The following is a 19,327-nucleotide window of genomic DNA, read 5'->3' on the forward strand; positions in this document are numbered from 1 at the left end:
GGGCTTTAAAGTTTATTAAAAAATTATTTTATTTTAAACGCTTTTTCTTTCGGATAATAAGCTACATCTGCCAATTGTTCTTCAATACGTAATAATTGATTGTATTTTGCCATACGATCAGAACGTGAAGCAGAACCTGTTTTGATTTGTCCACAGTTTAATGCTACAGCTAAATCTGCAATGGTATTATCTTCAGTTTCTCCAGAACGATGACTCATTACAGAAGTATATCCTGCATTATGCGCCATGTTTACCGCTGCAATTGTTTCTGTTAATGTACCTATTTGATTTACTTTAATTAAGATTGAATTTGCAATTCCATTCTCAATTCCTTTTGATAAACGCTCAACGTTTGTTACAAATAAATCATCTCCAACTAACTGAACTCTATCTCCTACTTTTTCTGTTAACATCTTCCATCCATCCCAATCGTTCTCATCCATTCCATCTTCAATAGATATAATAGGGTATTTTTCACATAATTCAGCTAAATAAGTAGCTTGTTCTTCTGAAGTTCTTACAGCACCTTTATCTCCTTCAAACTTAGTATAATCATACTGTCCATCTATATAAAACTCAGCTGAAGCACAATCTAATGCAATCATCACTTCTTCTCCAAATTTGTATCCAGCATTCTTGGTTGCTAAGGCAATTGTTTCAATAGCATCTTCTGTTCCTTTTAAAGTTGGAGCAAACCCTCCTTCATCTCCTACTGCTGTAGATAAATTACGGTCATGCAATACTTTCTTTAAGTTATGGAAGATTTCAGACCCTACTTGCATTGCTTCTGTAAAGTTTTGAGCTTTTACTGGCATAACCATAAATTCTTGGAATGCAATTGGTGCATCTGAATGTGAACCTCCATTAATGATATTCATCATAGGAACAGGTAAAGTATTTGCTGAAACTCCGCCTACATAACGATATAATGGTAATCCTAATTCATTTGCTGCTGCTTTTGCTGCTGCTAAAGAAACACCTAAAATAGCATTCGCTCCTAAAACTGATTTGTTCGGAGTTCCATCTAAATCAATCATCAATTGATCGATCATGTTTTGCTCAAATACAGATACTCCTAATAACTCTTGGGCAATAACTGTGTTAACATTTTCAACCGCTTTTAAAACACCTTTACCCATATAATTGTCACCTCCATCACGTAATTCAACAGCTTCGTGTTCTCCTGTAGAAGCACCAGATGGTACTGCTGCTCTACCTACGATTCCATTTTCTGTAGTTACATCTACTTCCACTGTTGGATTTCCTCTTGAATCAAAAATTTGACGTGCATGAATGTTTATTATGATACTCATAGTTATTTACTTTTAATATAGATTCCCGTGATTGTTAATTCACGGGAATTTATTTATTATACTTTTTAAAAATTTATGCTTTTACTTTTTTAATGTTTTCAATGAACTGATCAAATAAGTATTCAGCGTCATGCGGTCCAGGACTAGCTTCTGGATGGTATTGTACAGAAAATACATTTTTAGACTTCATTCTAATACCTGCTACAGTATTATCGTTTAAATGTACATGTGTTATTTCCACATCTGGATGCGATTCTGTTTCTTCTCTATTAATAGCAAAACCATGATTTTGAGAAGTAATTTCTCCTTTTCCTGTCAATAAATTTTTAACAGGATGATTAATACCTCTATGACCATTATGCATTTTATAAGTAGAAATTCCATTAGCTAATGCAATTACTTGGTGCCCTAAACAGATTCCAAATAAAGGCAAATCTTTTTCTATTATTTCTTTGGCTGTCTTTTGAGCTTCTACTAAAGGCTCTGGGTCTCCAGGTCCATTAGAAATAAAGTATCCATCAGGGTTAAAATCACTCATTTGTTCGAAACTAGCATTGTAAGGGTACACTTTAATATAAGCGCCTCTTTTAGCTAAGTTTCTTAAAATATTTTTCTTTATACCTATATCTAAAGCTGATATTTTTATTGGGGCATTTTCATCACCTACGAAATAAGGTTCTTTGGTTGATACCTTAGAAGCTAATTCTAATCCTTCCATGTTAGGAATTTCAGCTAATTGCTTCTTTAATTCGTCTATTTTATCTATTTCAGTTGAAATAACAGCGTTCATAGCTCCATTTTCTCTAATGTAAGATACTAACGCACGTGTATCAACATCTGAAATAGCTACTAAATTGTGCTTTTCGAACCAATCGAATAGATTCCCATCTGAATCTACACGAGAGTGTGTAAAACTGAAGTTACGACAAATTAAGCCTGAAATTTTAATTCCTTCTGATTCTACTTCTTCATTATTAACTCCATAATTACCAATATGAGCATTGGTCGTTACCATTAATTGTCCGAAGTAAGAAGGATCTGTAAAAATTTCTTGGTATCCTGTCATACCTGTATTAAAACAAATTTCTCCTGTTGCGGTTCCTTCTATCCCAATAGATTTACCGTAGAAAATAGTCCCATCTGCTAATAGAACTAATGCTTTTTTACGTGTTTGATATTTCATTTAGTGGTGTTGTGTAATTTGTTTGCAAAAATATATAAAAAAAGGGACAAACATTAAATGTTTATCCCTTTGATATAATTTATAAAAATTCTCATTTTTATTCTTCTTCTTGTGAAGTTTGAGTTTCAACAGCTGCAGCTTCAGTTTTCTTCGCTCCACCACGACGGCTACGACGAGTACTCTTTTTAGCTTTGTTTCCTTTTGGATTGTATAACTCGTTGTAGTCAACTAATTCAACCATCGCCATTGGAGCGTTATCTCCTTGACGGTTTCCTAATTTGATTATACGAACGTATCCTCCTGGTCTGTCTGCTACTTTTACAGAAATTTCTTTGAATAATTCTGTAACAGCTTCTTTGCTACGCAAGTAACTAAATACTACACGACGGTTGTGCGTTGTATCGTCTTTAGATTTTGTAATTAAAGGCTCAACAAACTTACGTAAAGCTTTCGCTTTAGCTTCAGTAGTATTGATTCGCTTGTGCTCTATTAAAGAACAAGCCATATTAGATAACATCGCTTTTCTATGCGCTGTTTTTCTACCTAAGTGATTAAATTTCTTTCCGTGTCTCATGACATTTGGTTTTAGCTCTCATCTTGCTACTACTCTAATTTAGAGGAGCAAAATATGAAAGGTTAATCTTTATCTAATTTGTATTTGCTTAAATCCATTCCGAAATTTAAACCTTTGTTAGCCACTAACTCATCCAATTCTGTTAATGATTTTTTACCAAAGTTTCTGAACTTCATTAAATCGCTTTTGTTAAATGATACTAAGTCTCCTAAAGTATCTACTTCTGCAGCTTTTAAACAATTTAAAGCACGAACTGATAAATCCATATCAACTAGTTTCGTCTTTAATAACTGACGCATATGTAATGATTCTTCATCATAAGTTTCAGTTTGTGCAATTTCATCTGCCTCTAAAGTGATACGCTCATCAGAGAATAACATAAAGTGGTGGATTAAAATCTTAGCTGCTTCTGTTAAGGCATCTTTAGGATTGATAGATCCATCAGTATCGATATCGAAAACTAATTTTTCGTAATCGGTCTTTTGCTCTACACGGAAATTTTCAACAGCATATTTTACATTCTTTATTGGAGTGTAAATAGAATCTGTAAAAATTGTTCCTAAAGGCGCACCAGCCCTTTTATTTTCTTCTGCTGGTACAAAACCTCTACCTTTTTCAATGGTAATTTCAGCATTTAACGTTACTGATTTATCCATGTTACAAATTACTAAATCTGGATTTAGTACTTGAAAACCTGAAATGAACTTTTGTAAGTCACCAGCTGTTAATTGCTCTTGACCTGATATTGCAATAGAAACTGTTTCTCTATCTGATTCCTCAATCTGCTTCTTAAAACGTACTTGCTTTAAATTTAAGATAATTTCTGTTACATCTTCTACAACACCTTGAATAGTTGAAAACTCATGATCAACTCCGTCGATACGTAATGATGTAATAGCGAATCCTTCAAGAGATGATAATAATACTCTTCGTAATGCATTACCAACTGTTAATCCAAAACCTGGTTCAAGAGGTCTAAATTCGAATCTTCCTGAAAAATCAGTAGATTCAATCATTATTACTTTATCAGGCTTTTGAAAATTTAAAATTGCCATATTATTTTTCTTCGTTTTAATTGTTATTTAGTTGCGCGGTTTATAAGTGTGAAGAAATACGAATAAACCCTTTGGCTAAATACCAATATGATTAATTTATTACTTAGAGTATAATTCTACGATTAATTGCTCTTTAATGTTTTCAGGTATTTGTAATCTTTCTGGAGCTTTTACAAATGTTCCTGATTTTTGATCTGCATTCCAAGTTAACCACTCGTAAACATTGCTATTAGCTGCTAAAGCATTTTCAATAGCTTCTAACGACTTAGATTTTTCTCTTACTGCTACTACATCTCCCTCTTTTAATCTATAAGATGGAATGTTAACGATATCTCCGTTAACTGTAATGTGACGGTGAGATACTAACTGACGTGCAGCTCTACGTGAATTTGCAACACCTAAACGGTATACTACGTTATCTAAACGAGATTCACATAATTGTAATAAGATTTCACCTGTTACTCCTTGAGAAGCTGATGCTTTTTTGAAAAGGTTACGGAACTGACGTTCTAAAATACCATAGGTATATTTAGCCTTTTGCTTTTCCATTAACTGGATTGCATATTCAGATTTTTTACCTCTTCTTTTACCTACTCCATGTTGTCCTGGAGGGTAATTTCTTTTTTCGAAGTTTTTATCGTCTCCGAAAATTGCTTCGCCAAACTTACGAGCAATTTTAGTTTTTGGTCCTGTATATCTTGCCATTTCTAATTAGTTTAGTAGGGATTATGAATTAAGGCGTACTCCTTCGATAATCTTTTTTATCCTACTGTGTTAAAATACTTAATTTTTCACGCACAAAAGTACGCTAAATAAAGTATAAGTTGAAAATTAATTCAACTTATACTCTTCTTCTTTTAGGTGGACGACATCCGTTGTGAGGAATCGGAGTAACATCAATAATTTCTGTTACCTCAATACCTGAATTGTGAATAGATCTGATTGCAGATTCTCTACCGTTACCTGGTCCTTTAACATACACTTTTACTTTACGTAAACCTGCTTCTTTAGCAACGTTTGCACAATCTTCTGCTGCTAACTGAGCTGCGTAAGGAGTGTTCTTTTTAGAACCTCTGAAGCCCATTTTTCCTGCAGATGACCAAGAAATAACGTCACCTTTTTTGTTTGTTAAAGAAATAATAATATTGTTGAAAGATGCAGTTACGTGAGCTTCACCAACTGACTCTATTACAACTTTACGTTTTTTTGTTACTTTAGACTTTGCCATAATTCTTTACTATTAGTAAAAAATAATCATTGATTATTTTTTCTTGTTAGCTACAGTTTTTCTCTTACCTTTTCTTGTACGAGAGTTATTCTTTGTTCTTTGTCCACGTAATGGTAAACCAAGTCTGTGACGAATACCTCTTTGACATCCGATATCCATTAAACGTTTGATGCTTAATTGAACCTCAGAACGTAACTCACCTTCAATAGTGTAAGTTCCAACTTGCTCACGAATTGCTGCAATTTGATCATCAGTCCAATCTTGAACTTTGATACTTTCATCTATATTGGCAGCAGCTAAAACTTCTTTAGCTCTGCTTCTTCCTATACCAAAGATGTAAGTTAAAGCGATAACACCTCTTTTATTCTTTGGAATATCTATACCTGCGATTCTTGCCATAACTACCCTTGTCTTTGTTTAAATCTAGGATTCTTTTTGTTAATTACATATAATCTGCCTTTTCTGCGTACAATTTTGCAGTCGGCACTTCTTTTCTTTAATGATGCTCTTACTTTCATCAGTGTGTGTTTTTAATATCTGTAAGTAATTCTTGCCTTTGATAAATCATACGGACTCATTTCTAACTTTACCTTATCTCCTGGTAATAGTTTTATATAATGCATACGCATTTTTCCTGAAATGTGAGCCGTAACAATATGTCCGTTCTCTAATTCTACTCGAAACATTGCATTCGATAATGCTTCTGTAATAGTTCCGTCTTGTTGAATTGCTGGTTGTTTAGCCATATTATTTTAATGATTTTCTGTTACTGTTACCTGTTTTCATTAAACCATCATAACGACTGTTTAATAAATACGAGTTTATTTGCTGAATAGTGTCTATTGCAACTCCTACCATAATGATTAATGATGTTCCTCCATAAAACATTGCCCAGTTTTGAGTAACTCCAAACTTTACAATGATTGCTGGTAAAATAGATAAAGCTGCTAAGAAGATAGATCCTGGTAATGTAATTTTCGACAATACTGAATCTAAAAAGTTAGCTGTTTCTTCACCTGGTTTATAACCGGGAACAAAACCATTACTTCTCTTTAAGTCTTCTGCCATTTTATTCGTTGGAATAGTAATAGCAGTATAAAAGTAACTAAAGACAATAATTAATAAAGCAAATATAACGTTATACCATAAACCGTTAATATCAGTTAAACTGTTTAATGCTGGATATTTTTGACCTAATGCTATTGGTAAAAACATAATAGCCTGTGCAAAAATTATTGGCATTACTCCAGCTGCATTCAATTTTAAAGGAATGTACTGTCTTGCGCCATCAACATCTTTAATGTTTGTAACTGCTGTACGACGTGCGTATTGAACGGCTACTTTACGTACTGCTGTAACTAATAATACGGTTAACAAGATTACTACAAACCAAACTATTAATTCGATTAAAATCATCATAATTCCTCCAGCACCTGCAGTTTGCTTAGAAACTAATTCTTGAATAAAAGCTGCTGGGAAATTTGCGATAATACCAACGGTAATTAATAATGAAATTCCATTACCAACTCCTTTATCAGTAATACGCTCTCCTAGCCACATTGCAAAAATTGTTCCTGCACTTAAAAGAATGATAGATGATACCCAAAATGTTGCTCCAGTTACTAAGAATGCTTCTTGCGGTAAACCCATTTGGTTTTGGATTACTCCAATGTAGGTTGGTGCTTGAAACAACGTAATAGCAATCGTAAGCCATCTTGTTATTTGCGTAATCTTCTTACGTCCACTTTCTCCATCTTTTTGTAATTTCTGTAAATATGGTACTGCAATACCCATTAACTGAACTACAATTGATGCAGAAATATAAGGCATTATACCAAGTGCCATAACTGACGCTCTAGCAAATGCCCCACCTGTAAATGCGTTTAATAAACCTAAAAGTCCACCGTCAGTACTGTCTTTTAATGCTGATAACTGAGTAGGGTCAATTCCTGGTAATGGAACTGCTGCCATAAAACGGTAAACAGCGATTAAACCTAAGGTTAAAAGTAATTTTTCTTTTAACTCTTCAATCTTCCAAATGTCTTTTAAAGTATTTATAAAATTCATCATTTACAATTCTTATAATGTTACTGCTTCACCTCCTGCTGCTTCAATAGCTGCTTTAGCTGATGCTGTAAATTTATGTACAGTTATATTTAATTTAGCTTTTAACTCTCCACCACCTAATATTTTAACTAAGTCGTTTTTACGAGCTAATCTGTTTTCTACTAAAACGTCTAAATTAACTGTATCTGTTATCTTTCCGTTATCTACTAATGATTGTAACTTGTCTAAATTTACACCAACATATTCTTTACGATTAATGTTAGTGAAACCAAATTTAGGCACACGTCTTTGAAGTGGCATTTGCCCTCCTTCAAATCCTATTTTACGAGAATAACCAGAACGAGATTTAGCTCCTTTATGTCCTCTTGTAGAGGTACCTCCGTGACCAGAACCTTCTCCACGAGCGATTCTTTTACCGCTTTTTGTAGATCCTGCTGCTGGTTTTAAGTTGTGTAAACTCATCTTTATATTGTCTTATTTAATTTCTTCTACAGAAACTAAGTGTGAAACTTTACTTACCATACCCAAAATTGTAGCTGATGCTTCATGCTCTACAGTTTGGTTCATTTTACGTAAACCTAACGCCTCTAACGTTCTTTTTTGATTTTTAAGGCGACCGATTTGACTTTTTACTTGTGTAACTCTAATTTTACTCATCGTCTTAAATTTTAACCGTTAAAAACTTTCTCTAAAGATATACCTCTTTGCTTAGCAATTGTAGCAGCACTACGTAATTGTAATAAAGCATCAAAAGTTGCTTTTACTACGTTGTGAGGGTTTGATGATCCTTGAGATTTTGATAATACGTCTTTAATACCTACAGCTTCTAATACTAAACGTACAGCACCTCCGGCAATAACCCCGGTACCGTGTGAAGCAGGCTTGATGAATACTTTTGCACCACCAAATTTACCTTTTTGTTCGTGTGGTAATGTTCCATCTAAAATAGGAATACGTACTAAATTTTTCTTTGCATCTTCAACTGCTTTTGCAATTGCAGAAGAAACATCTTTAGACTTCCCTAATCCGTGACCTACAACTCCATTACCATCTCCAACTACTACGATTGCAGAGAAACCAAATGCTCTACCTCCTTTAGTTACTTTGGTAACACGTTGTACACCAACTAATTTATCTACAAGCTCTAATCCGCTTGGTTTTACTCTTTCTACGTTTTTATATCCTAACATAATATAATTTCTTAAAATTTTAAACCAGCTTCTCTTGCAGCGTCTGCTAATACTTTAACTCTTCCGTGGTATAAATATCCGTTACGGTCAAAAGCAACAGTATCAACACCAGCCTTTACAGCTTTTTCAGCAATAGCTTTACCTACAGCTGTAGCCGCTTCTGCTTTAGAACTAGATGTAATTTCTTTATCTCTTGATGATGCAGATGCTAATGTAACACCAGCAACGTCATCAATTAACTGAGCATAGATTTCTTTGTTACTTCTAAAAACTGATAACCTTGGTTTTTCAGCTGTACCTGTAACAATCTTTCTAATTCTATGCTTAATTCGTTGTCTTCTTTCAAGCTTTGATAATGCCATAATAATTTCTCTTATTTATTATGCAGATTTACCTGCTTTTCTTCTTAATACTTCTCCTACAAACTTAATTCCTTTTCCTTTGTAAGGTTCTGGCTTACGGAATGAACGAATTTTTGCTGCAACTTGACCAACTAATTGCTTGTCATGTGAAGTTAATTTTACGATTGGGTTCTTACCTTTTTCAGATACTGTTTCAACCTTAACTTCTGGAGCTAAATCTATTACAATATTGTGAGAGAAACCTAGGGCTAAATCTAATTTTTGTCCTTGGTTAGATGCTCTATAACCAACACCTACTAACTCTAACTCTTTAGTAAATCCTTTGCTAACACCTTCAACCATGTTATTGATTAAAGCACGGTATAAACCATGTGCTGCTCTGTGATCTTTACTTTCTGATGGTCTTTCTAAAGTAATGGTACCATCTTCAACTTTTACAGTAATATCAGACTTAATTTCTTGAGTTAACTCTCCTAATTTTCCTTTTACTGTAACCACATTTCCGTCTACTTTTACTTCAACACCTTGTGGCAATGCGATTGGATTCTTCCCTATTCTACTCATCTTACAAAATGTTTTTTAGTAAACGTAACATAATACTTCACCACCAACGTTCTCTTGTCTTGCTTTTTTGTTTGTCATTACACCTTTTGATGTAGAAACAATAGCAATACCTAATCCGTTCAATACTCTTGGCATTTCTTTAGCGCCAACGTATCTACGTAAACCTGGTGTTGAAATTCTTTGAATCTTTCTGATTACTGATTCTTTCGTATCACGATCGTATTTTAAAGCTATCTTAATCGTTCCTTGAACCTTATCGTCATTGAACTGATAACTTAAAATGTAACCTTGATCGAACAAAATCTTCGTCATTTCCTTCTTCAACTTTGAAGCAGGAACTTCAACTACTCTGTGATTTGCTGCAATAGCATTTCTCACTCGAGTAAGAAAATCCGCGATTGGATCTGTATACATAGTTAATTAATTTTCGGTTTTGGTTTTTAGCATTATTATCTTATCAACGCAAATACTAAACCTGAAACCAGTTAATACTTATTTATTTGTTTTTTGAGTAAAATCTCATAAGCATTATACCATTTAAGTGGTATTTACTTACAAGGCGTAATTTACCCTATAAAAACAGAGTGCAAATATACATAAACTTTTTGAAAATCAAACCTTTTTGATGATTATCATTTTTAGTATCAAAATATTACGTTTCTGTAAGAGTATTTTAATTTTAAAATGAAATTAAAGTATGTATTAATTACACCTTTTTATTAAGCAAAAAGGTGTACAACTTTGTTTAGTTATACACCTTTATTTTGTATGGAAGAGCTTCTTACCAGCTTGCTTTCTTTACTCCTGGAATTAATCCTTGGTTAGCCATTTCACGGAAAGTAACACGTGAAATTCCGAACTGACGCATATATCCTTTTGGACGTCCAGTTAGTTTACAACGATTGTGCATTCTAATTGGTGATGCGTTTTTTGGCAACTTTTGTAATGCTTCATAGTCTCCAGCTTCTTTTAAAGCTTTTCTCTTTTCTGCATATTTAGCAACCATTTTAGCTCTTTTGCGCTCACGCGCTTTCATTGATTCTTTAGCCATCTTATTAATTCTTTTTAAATGGTAATCCTAATTCTCCTAATAATGATTTAGCTTCCTTATCAGTGCTTGCTGATGTTACAAAAGTAATATCCATACCACTAATTTTTTTCACTTGATCAATATTAATCTCTGGGTAGATGATTTGCTCAGTAATTCCTAAATTGTAATTACCTCTACCATCAAAACCATTTGCTTTGATACCGTTAAAGTCTCTTACACGTGGTAAAGAAGCTGTAACTAATCTATCTAAAAATTCGTACATTTTGTCTCCTCTTAACGTAACTTTTGCTCCAATAGGCATTCCTTTACGTAATTTGAAGTTTGCAACGTCTTTCTTAGAAATTGTAGGTACTGCTTTTTGACCAGTAATAGTAGTTAACTCATCAATAGCGTATTCTATTAATTTCTTATCTGCTATAGCTGCACCAACACCTTTACTTACTACTATCTTTTGTAATTTAGGCACTTGCATTACATTGCTATAACCAAATTCATCAGTAAGAGCTTTGATAACTCTGCTCTTGTACTCTTCTCTTAATCTTGGTACGTAACTCATTGTTATATTGCTTTATCTGATTTTTTTGAAACTCTGAACTTTTTTCCACTTTCCTTATCAAAATCATACCCTACTCTAACAGCTTCACCGTTTTCGATTAAGGCTACATTCGATATATGTAATGGAGCTTCCTTTTTTACAATTCCTCCTTGAGGGTTAGCAGCACTTGGTTTAGTGTGTTTAGACACCATATTTACACCTTCTACTACTACTCTATCCTTATCTTTAAGGATTTGTAAAACTTTTCCTTCAGATCCTTTATGATCCCCTGCTATAACTTTAACAGTATCTCCTGATTTAATTTTAAATTTTTTCATTTTAAAATCTGATTTTATAACACCTCAGGTGCTAATGATACTATTTTCATAAATTGTTTCTCACGTAATTCACGAGCCACAGGTCCGAATACACGAGTACCTCTCATTTCCTCTGAAGGATTTAAAAGTACACAAGCATTATCATCAAATCTGATATATGATCCGTCTTTACGTCTAACTTCTTTCTTAGTACGAACAACAACTGCACGAGATACTTGACCTTTCTTTACAGTTCCGTTTGGAGTTGCAGATTTTACTGAAACTACAATTTTATCTCCAACACTAGCGTAACGCTTTTTTGTTCCTCCTAAAACTCTAATCACTAAAACTTCTTTTGCTCCAGTGTTATCTGCGACTTTTAATCTTGATTCTGTCTGTAACATATTATTTAGCTCTTTCTAGGATTTCTACTAATCTCCAACGCTTAGATTTACTCATAGGACGTGTTTCCATGATCCTTACAGTATCACCTTCGTTGCAATCGTTATTCTCGTCATGTGCAACGTACTTCTTAGTCTTCAATACGAACTTTCCGTACATTGGGTGCTTTACTCTTTTTACCTCGCTAACTACAATAGATTTCTCCATTTTGTTGCTAGATACTACACCTATTCTCTCTTTTCTAAGATTTCTTTTTTCCATCTTTAAAACTGACTAGAATTATTGTAATTCTCTTTTAGTTAACTCTGTAGCAATTCTTGCTACAGTTTTTCTTAAGCTACGTAACTCTAATGGGTTTTCCAATGGAGTTATGGCGTGAGCCATCTTAAGATCAGTATAATTTTTCTTCAACGCCCCTAGCTTTTCTTGTAAGTCAGCTGTTGATAATTCTTTAATTTCTGATTGTTTCATGATCTAATAGAATTAAGCGTTATAATCAAAATCTCTTGCTATTACAAACTTCGTTTTTACAGGAAGTTTTTGCGCTGCTAAACGTAAAGCTTCTTTTGCTACTTCCATTGGTACTCCACCAATTTCGAACAAAATTCTACCTGGTTTTACAACTGCTACAAAGTGATCTGGTGCACCTTTACCTTTACCCATACGTACCTCTAACGGTTTCTTTGTTATTGGTTTATCTGGGAAAATCTTAATCCAAAGTTGCCCCTCTCTTTTCATATAACGAGTTGCCGCAATACGAGCTGCCTCAATTTGACGAGAGGTAAGTAAGTTCTGGTCTAATGATTTGATACCAAACATTCCGTTAGAAAGTTGAGTACCTCTACCAGAGTTACCTTTCATATTTCCTTTCGCCTTCTGTACCTTACGGTATTTTACTCTTTTTGGCTGTAACATTGTTAATTTCTTTTAAAAATTATTTTCTTCTGCGAGGTTGACGTTTACCACCACCTTTGTTTCCACTACCTTTTTGCTTAGATAGTCCAACTAATGGAGATAATTCACGTTTTCCATAAACCTCACCTTTCATAATCCATACTTTCACACCGATTCTTCCGTATGTAGTATGTGATTCAACAAGTGCATAATCGATGTCTGCTCTGAAGGTAGAAAGAGGAATTCTTCCTTCTTTGTAATGCTCAGAACGTGCCATTTCAGCTCCGTTTAAACGACCTGATAATTGAACTTTAATTCCTTCTGCATTCATTCTCATTGCAGCAGCGATTGCCATTTTAGTAGCTCGCTTGTAAGAAATTCTATTTTCAATTTGACGTGCGATACTAGCAGCAACTAATTTTGCATCTAATTCTGGACGCTTAATTTCGAAAATATTAATTTGAACTTCTTTACCAGTAATTTTCTTAAGCTCTTCTTTTAACTTGTCTACCTCTTGACCTCCTTTACCAATAATGATACCTGGACGTGCAGTAGTGATAGTAACGGTTACAAGTTTTAAGGTACGCTCAATAATAATTCTTGATACACTTGCTTTAGATAATCTAGCATATAAATACTTTCTTATCTTATCATCTTCAGCAATCTTATCTCCGTAGTCATTTCCACCATACCAGTTAGATTCCCATCCTCTGATAATTCCTAAACGATTTCCTATTGGATTTGTCTTTTGTCCCATTTCTACTTTGATTAATTACTATTATTTTTAGTTCCTAACTCTAAAGTTACGTGATTAGAACGCTTACGAATTCTATGTGCACGACCTTGCGGAGCTGGTCTTAACCTTTTTAACATACCTGCGCTATCAACACAAATTGATTTTACGTATAATCCAGCATCTTCAATGCTTGCATCTTCATTTTTAGCTTGCCAGTTAGCAATAGCTGATAATAATAACTTTTCTAAGTTACGTGATGCTTCTTTTGGACTGAACTTTAAGATTTGTAAAGCTTTTTCAACTTCTACTCCTCTTACTAAATCTGCTACCAAGCGCATTTTTCTTGGTGATGTAGGACAATTAGTTAATTTAGCGAAAGCTCTAGACTTTCTAGCTTCTTTTAACTGTGTTGCCATGTTATGTTTACGACTTCCCATAATTTCCTACTATTTTTTACCTTTATTTTTTGCACCAGCATGTCCTCTAAATGAGCGTGTTGGTGAAAATTCGCCTAATTTATGACCTACCATGTTTTCAGTAACGTAAACTGGTACAAACTGACGTCCGTTGTGAACTGCAATTGTTTGCCCTACGAAATCAGGAGTAATCATACTTGCTCTAGACCAAGTTTTGATAACTGACTTACTACCTGCTTCTACGTTAGCTAACACTTTTTTCTCTAACTTATAGTGAACGTAAGGTCCTTTTTTTAATGATCTTGCCATGGTTTATTATTTCTTTCTACGTTCTACGATATACTTATTACTAGCTTTGGTCTTTGATCTAGTCTTAAATCCTTTAGCAGGAATACCGTTTCTAGATCTTGGATGCCCTCCAGAAGAACGTCCTTCACCACCTCCCATTGGGTGATCAACTGGGTTCATTCTTACTGCATTTGTTCTTGGTCTTCTTCCTAACCATCTACTTCTACCTGCTTTACCTGAAACTAATAATTGGTGGTCTGAGTTAGACACTACTCCAATTGTAGCCATACAAGTTAATAAGATAAATCTTGTTTCTCCAGAAGGTAATTTAACTGTTGCATATTTACCTTCTTTTGCAACTAACTGAGCAAAAGCTCCAGCAGAACGAGCCATAACAGCTCCTTGACCTGGGTGTAACTCAATACAAGAAATTGTAGTTCCTAAAGGAATTTCACTTAAATACATAGCGTTACCTACTTCTGGAGCTACTTCCTTTCCTGAAATGATTGTTTGACCTACTTTTAATCCGTTTTGTGCAATCACATAACGTTTTTCACCATCAGCATAACTAACTAATGCAATAAATGCAGTACGGTTTGGATCGTACTCAATAGTTTTTACTGTTGCAGGAATACCTTGCTTATCTCTTTTAAAATCGATAATACGGTATTTTTGTTTATGACCTCCACCGATGTTACGTGTAGTCATTCTACCCTGGTTGTTTCGACCTCCAGATCGTTTTTTCGGAGCTAATAAAGATTTCTCCGGCTTATCAGTAGTAATGGTGTCGAACCCATTTACAACTCTAAAACGCTGACCTGGTGTTATTGGTTTTAATTTTCTAACTGACATTCTGTCTTTTCTTAAAGATTGTTATAAAAATCAATAGTTTCTCCTTCAGCTAACTGAACGATTGCCTTTTTGTATCCACCTGTTAATCCAGTAACTAAACCTTTTTTAGTGTATTTAGTTTTTCTTTGTACTGGATAATTCATTGTTTTTACAGATTCAATCGCTACACCATAAGCAGCTTCTACAGCTCCTTTGATTTCTAATTTGTTAGCTTTTTTATTTACAACAAATGTATAACGGTTGTTTAACTCGCTATCATTTGTAGCTTTTTCTGTAATAATAGGTTTAATTAAAATACTCATCTTGTTCCCTATTTACTTAAATTAGACTCAATTCCTTCTAGAGAGCTTTCTGAAATAACCACTTTATTAGCATTTAAAACGCTATACGTGTTAATACCTGAAGCATCTACTACTTTAGAACCTTTTAAGTTACGAGATGATAAGTAAACATTCTTACTTTCTTCACCTAATACGAATAAAGACTTTTTAGCGTCTAATTCTAAAGCTTTTAATACATTGATAAACTCTTTAGTTTTTGGAGCTTCAAAATTGAAATCTTCAACAACCACTAAATTGTTTTCTTTTGCTTGAATACTTAAAGCTGACTTACGTGCTAAACGCTTTAAGTTTTTATTTAACTTAAAAGAATAGTTTCTAGGTCTTGGACCAAACATACGTCCACCACCTCTAAAAACACCAGACTTGATACTACCCGCACGAGCTGTACCAGTTCCTTTTTGTTTTTTTATCTTTCTTGTACTACCAGCAATCTCAGCTCTTTCTTTCGATTTATGAGTACCTTGTCTTTGATTAGCCAAATACTGCTTTACATCTAAATAAATTGCATGATCATTTGGCTCAATTCCGAATACCTCGTTAGAAAGTTCAACTTTTCTACCAGTATCTTTTCCTGTAATATCTAATACTGCTACTTTCATTATTTCTCGATAGTTACATAAGAGTTTTTGTGACCAGGAATTGCTCCTTTTACAACGATAAGATTCTTATCTGCAACCACTTTTAAAACTCTTAAATTTTGAACTTTTACTTTGTCTCCACCCATACGACCTGCCATACGCATTCCTTTGAATACTCTTGCAGGGTATGATGCTGCACCAATTGAACCTGGAGCTCTTAAACGGTTATGTTGACCGTGAGTTGCTTGTCCAACCCCGCCAAAACCATGACGTTTAACAACACCTTGAAAACCTTTACCTTTTGAAACTCCTGATACATCAACGAATTCTCCTTCAGCAAAGTGTTCAACAGTAATTGAGTCACCTAATTTGTACTCACCTTCGAATCCTTGGAACTCAACGACCTTTCTTTTAGCAGATGTACCAGCTTTTTTAAAGTGACCATCTAAAGCCTTGTTAGAGCTTTTTGCTTTTTTGTCATCGAAACCAAGTTGTAACGCGTTATAGCCGTCAACCTCTTCGGTTCTGACTTGGGTAACAACGCAAGGACCTGCTTCGATTACAGTACAAGGAATATTTTTCCCATTTTCATCGAATAAGCTGGTCATTCCTACTTTTCTTCCTATTAACCCAGACATATTTGTTAATTTTCAGACGATAGATTTTAATTTATCCAGCGCGTCTATTAATAAAATAATTTTTTGAAACAAATGTTTCTTGTTTTCCTTCGAACTTCTCAAAAAAAAAAAAAAAAAAAAAAAAAAAAGAGCGAAAAACATCTTCACTCTTTGAATTTGTTTTACCGTTTTTCCTTCGCGAAACCCTCAGGACATGTCATTTCTGAATACTTTTCAGAAACTTACACACTCCGAAAACTAAAATTTCGGTGTGCAAAAGTATAAAAAACTTTCGGCTTAACAAAATTAAACCGAAAGTTATTGATTTATTTACTTATACTTTGATCTCAACTTCAACTCCACTTGGTAACTCAAGTTTCATTAGCGCATCAATAGTTTTTGAAGAAGAACTATAAATGTCTAATAATCTTTTGTAAGCAGATAATTGAAATTGTTCTCTTGATTTTTTGTTTACGTGTGGTGAACGTAACACTGTAAAAATCTTTTTATTTGTTGGTAAAGGAATTGGTCCGTTTACTACAGCACCAGTACTCTTTACTGTTTTTACGATTTTCTCAGCAGACTTGTCTACTAAATTATAATCGTAAGATTTTAACTTTATTCTAATTTTTTGACTCATCTTAATTAACCTTTAGCGTTTGCGATTACTTCTTCTGAAATGTTACTTGGAGTTTCTGCATAGTGAGAGAATTCCATAGTAGAAGTTGCTCTACCTGAAGATAATGTTCTTAAAGAAGTAACATATCCAAACATTTCTGATAAAGGAACGATTGCTTTTACTACTTTAGATCCAGCACGATCGCTCATATCGTTTACTTGTCCTCTTCTTCTGTTTAAGTCTCCAACGATATCTCCCATGTTCTCCTCTGGAGTTAACACTTCTAATTTCATCATTGGTTCCATGATTACAGCTCTTGCAGCTTTTGCAGCAGCTTTATAACCTAACTTAGCAGCTAATTCGAATGATAATTGATCAGAATCTACAGGGTGGAAAGATCCATCCTTTAAAGTAATCTTCATCGAATCCATTTCGTAACCAGCTAAAGGACCATTCTTCATTGCCTCTTTGAATCCTTTCTCTACTGAAGGTACAAATTCCTTAGGAACGTTACCACCTTTAATAATAGACTCAAATTGTAACCCTGTAACACCTTCATCAGCAGGCTCCATAGTAAATACAATATCAGCAAACTTACCACGTCCACCAGATTGTTTCTTATAAACCTCTCTGTGATCTGCAGTAGCTGTTAAAGCTTCTTTGTACTCTACTTGTGGTTGTCCTTGATTTACTTCAACCTTAAACTCACGCTTTAAACGGTCAACAATAATATCTAAGTGTAACTCACCCATTCCAGAAATTACAGTTTGACCTGAAGCATCATCTGTTTTTACAGTAAATGTTGGATCTTCCTCTGCTAATTTACCTAAAGCCATACCTAACTTATCAACGTCAGCCTTAGTTTTTGGTTCAACAGCAATACCGATTACTGGATCTGGGAAATCCATTGATTCTAAAACAATTGGATTCTTTTCATCAGATAAGGTATCTCCCGTTTTAATATCTTTAAATCCTACAGCAGCTCCAATATCTCCAGCTTCAATAAAGTCGATAGCATTTTGCTTGTTAGAGTGCATTTGGTAAATACGTGAAATACGTTCTTTTTTACCTGAACGGTTGTTCAACACATAAGAACCTGCATCTAAACGACCAGAATAAGCACGGAAGAATGCTAAACGTCCTACGAAAGGATCTGTAGCTATTTTAAACGCTAAAGCTGAAAATGGTGCTTTTGCATCTGGCTTACGTGTTTCTTCCTCACCAGTATCAGGATTAGTTCCTACGATATTATCTCTATCTACCGGAGAAGGTAAATAACGACATACAGCATCTAATAAAAACTGAACACCTTTATTTTTGAATGAAGAACCACATACCATTGGAATTATAGACATATCCATTACAGCAGCTCTTAATGCAGCATGCACTTCTTCTTCTGTAATTGAATCTTCATCTTCCATGTACTTCTCTAATAAGTTTTCGTCATAAGCAGCAACCTCTTCGATTAACTTACCACGTAACTCACGAGCTTCTTCTTTCAATTCTTCTGGAATTTCTACAACATCGAAAGTCGACCCGTAGTTATCATCATGCCATACAATAGCACGGTTTTTAACTAAATCAACAATTCCTTTAAAATCTGCTTCATCACCAATGTTTAATACGATTGGCACTGCATTAGACTTTAACATGTCTTTTACTTGCTGACATACAGCTAAGAAGTTTGCTCCTTGACGGTCCATTTTGTTAACGAAACCGATACGTGGTACTTTATAGTTATCAGCTAAACGCCAGTTAGTTTCAGATTGTGGCTCAACTCCGTCTACTGCAGAGAATAAGAACACTAACCCGTCTAATACACGTAACGAACGGTTTACCTCTACGGTAAAATCAACGTGACCTGGAGTATCAATAATATTAAAATGGTATCCCTTAGCATCAGCGGTAGGCTGTCCATTTTCGGTTGGAAATTGCCAAGTACAAGTAGTAGCTGCAGAAGTAATTGTAATACCTCTTTCAGCTTCTTGCTCCATCCAGTCCATTGTAGAAGCACCATCGTGAACCTCTCCAATTTTGTGAGACACCCCTGTATAGAAAAGGATACGCTCAGTTGTTGTTGTTTTACCAGCATCAATATGAGCAGCAATACCGATATTTCTTGTATATTTTAAATCTCTTGCCATT

Annotated in this window: 32 protein-coding genes; all 32 read right to left on the minus strand. The window is 34.4% G+C overall.

Annotation, left to right across the window (positions count from 1 at the left end):
* Positions 1-23 precede the first annotated feature (23 nt).
* Complete coding sequence (gene eno / locus NH341_RS05765; protein ID WP_073181426.1) at positions 24-1,313, minus strand: phosphopyruvate hydratase; 1,290 nt, start codon at positions 1,311-1,313, stop codon at positions 24-26.
* Positions 1,314-1,386: 73 nt separating this feature from the next.
* A complete protein-coding gene (carA, locus tag NH341_RS05770; protein ID WP_253055976.1) occupies positions 1,387-2,496 on the minus strand; it encodes a glutamine-hydrolyzing carbamoyl-phosphate synthase small subunit in 1,110 nt (369 codons plus the stop codon).
* Between the two features lie 97 nt (positions 2,497-2,593).
* Positions 2,594-3,070, minus strand: coding sequence for a 50S ribosomal protein L17 (gene rplQ, locus NH341_RS05775; RefSeq protein ID WP_047789815.1), 477 nt, complete (start codon positions 3,068-3,070; stop codon positions 2,594-2,596).
* Positions 3,071-3,132: 62 nt separating this feature from the next.
* On the minus strand, positions 3,133-4,125 hold the full coding sequence (locus NH341_RS05780) for a DNA-directed RNA polymerase subunit alpha (RefSeq protein WP_047789816.1): 993 nt from the start codon (positions 4,123-4,125) through the stop codon (positions 3,133-3,135).
* Between the two features lie 99 nt (positions 4,126-4,224).
* The gene (gene rpsD, locus NH341_RS05785; RefSeq protein WP_047789817.1) at positions 4,225-4,830 is read right to left on the minus strand and encodes a 30S ribosomal protein S4; all 606 of its coding nucleotides are present in this window, start codon (positions 4,828-4,830) and stop codon (positions 4,225-4,227) included.
* Positions 4,831-4,966: 136 nt separating this feature from the next.
* Entirely contained in the window at positions 4,967-5,353 is a 387-nt protein-coding gene (gene rpsK, locus NH341_RS05790) for a 30S ribosomal protein S11 (RefSeq protein ID WP_047789818.1), read from the minus strand.
* Between the two features lie 33 nt (positions 5,354-5,386).
* Positions 5,387-5,752 (minus strand): 30S ribosomal protein S13, encoded by a 366-nt coding sequence (gene rpsM, locus NH341_RS05795; protein ID WP_047789819.1) that lies wholly within the window; start codon positions 5,750-5,752, stop codon positions 5,387-5,389.
* A 2-nt stretch (positions 5,753-5,754) separates the two neighbouring features.
* Positions 5,755-5,871: a type B 50S ribosomal protein L36 gene (gene ykgO, locus NH341_RS05800; RefSeq protein ID WP_010181906.1), complete on the minus strand. Its 117-nt coding sequence runs from the start codon at positions 5,869-5,871 to the stop codon at positions 5,755-5,757.
* Between the two features lie 12 nt (positions 5,872-5,883).
* Positions 5,884-6,099, minus strand: a complete 216-nt coding sequence (gene infA, locus NH341_RS05805) for a translation initiation factor IF-1 (protein ID WP_024740627.1) — start codon at positions 6,097-6,099, stop codon at positions 5,884-5,886.
* 1 nt (position 6,100) lies between these two features.
* Complete coding sequence (secY, locus tag NH341_RS05810; protein WP_047789820.1) at positions 6,101-7,420, minus strand: preprotein translocase subunit SecY; 1,320 nt, start codon at positions 7,418-7,420, stop codon at positions 6,101-6,103.
* Between the two features lie 12 nt (positions 7,421-7,432).
* Entirely contained in the window at positions 7,433-7,882 is a 450-nt protein-coding gene (gene rplO / locus NH341_RS05815) for a 50S ribosomal protein L15 (RefSeq protein ID WP_047789821.1), read from the minus strand.
* A gap of 12 nt (positions 7,883-7,894) precedes the next feature.
* Positions 7,895-8,077, minus strand: coding sequence for a 50S ribosomal protein L30 (rpmD, locus tag NH341_RS05820; protein ID WP_047789822.1), 183 nt, complete (start codon positions 8,075-8,077; stop codon positions 7,895-7,897).
* 11 nt (positions 8,078-8,088) lie between these two features.
* The gene (gene rpsE, locus NH341_RS05825; RefSeq protein ID WP_125064354.1) at positions 8,089-8,613 is read right to left on the minus strand and encodes a 30S ribosomal protein S5; all 525 of its coding nucleotides are present in this window, start codon (positions 8,611-8,613) and stop codon (positions 8,089-8,091) included.
* Between the two features lie 8 nt (positions 8,614-8,621).
* A complete protein-coding gene (gene rplR, locus NH341_RS05830) occupies positions 8,622-8,972 on the minus strand; it encodes a 50S ribosomal protein L18 (RefSeq protein ID WP_047789824.1) in 351 nt (116 codons plus the stop codon).
* A gap of 18 nt (positions 8,973-8,990) precedes the next feature.
* Positions 8,991-9,536, minus strand: a complete 546-nt coding sequence (rplF, locus tag NH341_RS05835) for a 50S ribosomal protein L6 (protein ID WP_047789825.1) — start codon at positions 9,534-9,536, stop codon at positions 8,991-8,993.
* 15 nt (positions 9,537-9,551) lie between these two features.
* On the minus strand, positions 9,552-9,950 hold the full coding sequence (gene rpsH, locus NH341_RS05840; protein WP_047789826.1) for a 30S ribosomal protein S8: 399 nt from the start codon (positions 9,948-9,950) through the stop codon (positions 9,552-9,554).
* A gap of 367 nt (positions 9,951-10,317) precedes the next feature.
* On the minus strand, positions 10,318-10,587 hold the full coding sequence (rpsN, locus tag NH341_RS05845; protein WP_028890738.1) for a 30S ribosomal protein S14: 270 nt from the start codon (positions 10,585-10,587) through the stop codon (positions 10,318-10,320).
* A gap of 4 nt (positions 10,588-10,591) precedes the next feature.
* Positions 10,592-11,143, minus strand: a complete 552-nt coding sequence (rplE, locus tag NH341_RS05850) for a 50S ribosomal protein L5 (protein ID WP_047789827.1) — start codon at positions 11,141-11,143, stop codon at positions 10,592-10,594.
* A gap of 2 nt (positions 11,144-11,145) precedes the next feature.
* A complete protein-coding gene (gene rplX / locus NH341_RS05855; RefSeq protein ID WP_047789828.1) occupies positions 11,146-11,460 on the minus strand; it encodes a 50S ribosomal protein L24 in 315 nt (104 codons plus the stop codon).
* Between the two features lie 14 nt (positions 11,461-11,474).
* Positions 11,475-11,843, minus strand: coding sequence for a 50S ribosomal protein L14 (rplN, locus tag NH341_RS05860; RefSeq protein ID WP_047789829.1), 369 nt, complete (start codon positions 11,841-11,843; stop codon positions 11,475-11,477).
* A 1-nt stretch (position 11,844) separates the two neighbouring features.
* Entirely contained in the window at positions 11,845-12,102 is a 258-nt protein-coding gene (gene rpsQ / locus NH341_RS05865) for a 30S ribosomal protein S17 (RefSeq protein ID WP_028890734.1), read from the minus strand.
* Between the two features lie 18 nt (positions 12,103-12,120).
* Positions 12,121-12,312, minus strand: a complete 192-nt coding sequence (gene rpmC, locus NH341_RS05870; protein WP_028890733.1) for a 50S ribosomal protein L29 — start codon at positions 12,310-12,312, stop codon at positions 12,121-12,123.
* Positions 12,313-12,324: 12 nt separating this feature from the next.
* Positions 12,325-12,756 carry a 50S ribosomal protein L16 gene (rplP, locus tag NH341_RS05875; protein ID WP_047789830.1) on the minus strand — a complete coding sequence of 144 codons (432 nt, stop codon included), beginning with the start codon at positions 12,754-12,756 and terminating at the stop codon, positions 12,325-12,327.
* 19 nt (positions 12,757-12,775) lie between these two features.
* Positions 12,776-13,492, minus strand: coding sequence for a 30S ribosomal protein S3 (gene rpsC, locus NH341_RS05880; protein ID WP_047789831.1), 717 nt, complete (start codon positions 13,490-13,492; stop codon positions 12,776-12,778).
* Between the two features lie 11 nt (positions 13,493-13,503).
* On the minus strand, positions 13,504-13,908 hold the full coding sequence (gene rplV / locus NH341_RS05885; RefSeq protein ID WP_028890730.1) for a 50S ribosomal protein L22: 405 nt from the start codon (positions 13,906-13,908) through the stop codon (positions 13,504-13,506).
* Positions 13,909-13,917: 9 nt separating this feature from the next.
* A complete protein-coding gene (rpsS, locus tag NH341_RS05890) occupies positions 13,918-14,196 on the minus strand; it encodes a 30S ribosomal protein S19 (RefSeq protein WP_028890729.1) in 279 nt (92 codons plus the stop codon).
* 6 nt (positions 14,197-14,202) lie between these two features.
* A complete protein-coding gene (gene rplB, locus NH341_RS05895) occupies positions 14,203-15,027 on the minus strand; it encodes a 50S ribosomal protein L2 (RefSeq protein ID WP_047789832.1) in 825 nt (274 codons plus the stop codon).
* 11 nt (positions 15,028-15,038) lie between these two features.
* The gene (gene rplW, locus NH341_RS05900) at positions 15,039-15,329 is read right to left on the minus strand and encodes a 50S ribosomal protein L23 (protein ID WP_125343660.1); all 291 of its coding nucleotides are present in this window, start codon (positions 15,327-15,329) and stop codon (positions 15,039-15,041) included.
* Between the two features lie 8 nt (positions 15,330-15,337).
* The gene (rplD, locus tag NH341_RS05905; RefSeq protein ID WP_047789834.1) at positions 15,338-15,967 is read right to left on the minus strand and encodes a 50S ribosomal protein L4; all 630 of its coding nucleotides are present in this window, start codon (positions 15,965-15,967) and stop codon (positions 15,338-15,340) included.
* A complete protein-coding gene (gene rplC, locus NH341_RS05910; RefSeq protein WP_047789835.1) occupies positions 15,967-16,584 on the minus strand; it encodes a 50S ribosomal protein L3 in 618 nt (205 codons plus the stop codon). The genes rplD and rplC overlap by 1 nt, the downstream gene beginning before the upstream one ends.
* Before the next feature lie 313 nt (positions 16,585-16,897).
* Positions 16,898-17,203, minus strand: a complete 306-nt coding sequence (gene rpsJ / locus NH341_RS05915; protein ID WP_024740605.1) for a 30S ribosomal protein S10 — start codon at positions 17,201-17,203, stop codon at positions 16,898-16,900.
* A 5-nt stretch (positions 17,204-17,208) separates the two neighbouring features.
* On the minus strand, positions 17,209-19,326 hold the full coding sequence (gene fusA, locus NH341_RS05920) for an elongation factor G (RefSeq protein ID WP_047789836.1): 2,118 nt from the start codon (positions 19,324-19,326) through the stop codon (positions 17,209-17,211).
* Position 19,327: the final 1 nt, after the last annotated feature.

This window comes from Tenacibaculum sp. XPcli2-G (assembly GCF_024124505.1).
Classification (GTDB): Bacteria; Bacteroidota; Bacteroidia; order Flavobacteriales; family Flavobacteriaceae; genus Polaribacter; species Polaribacter mesophilus.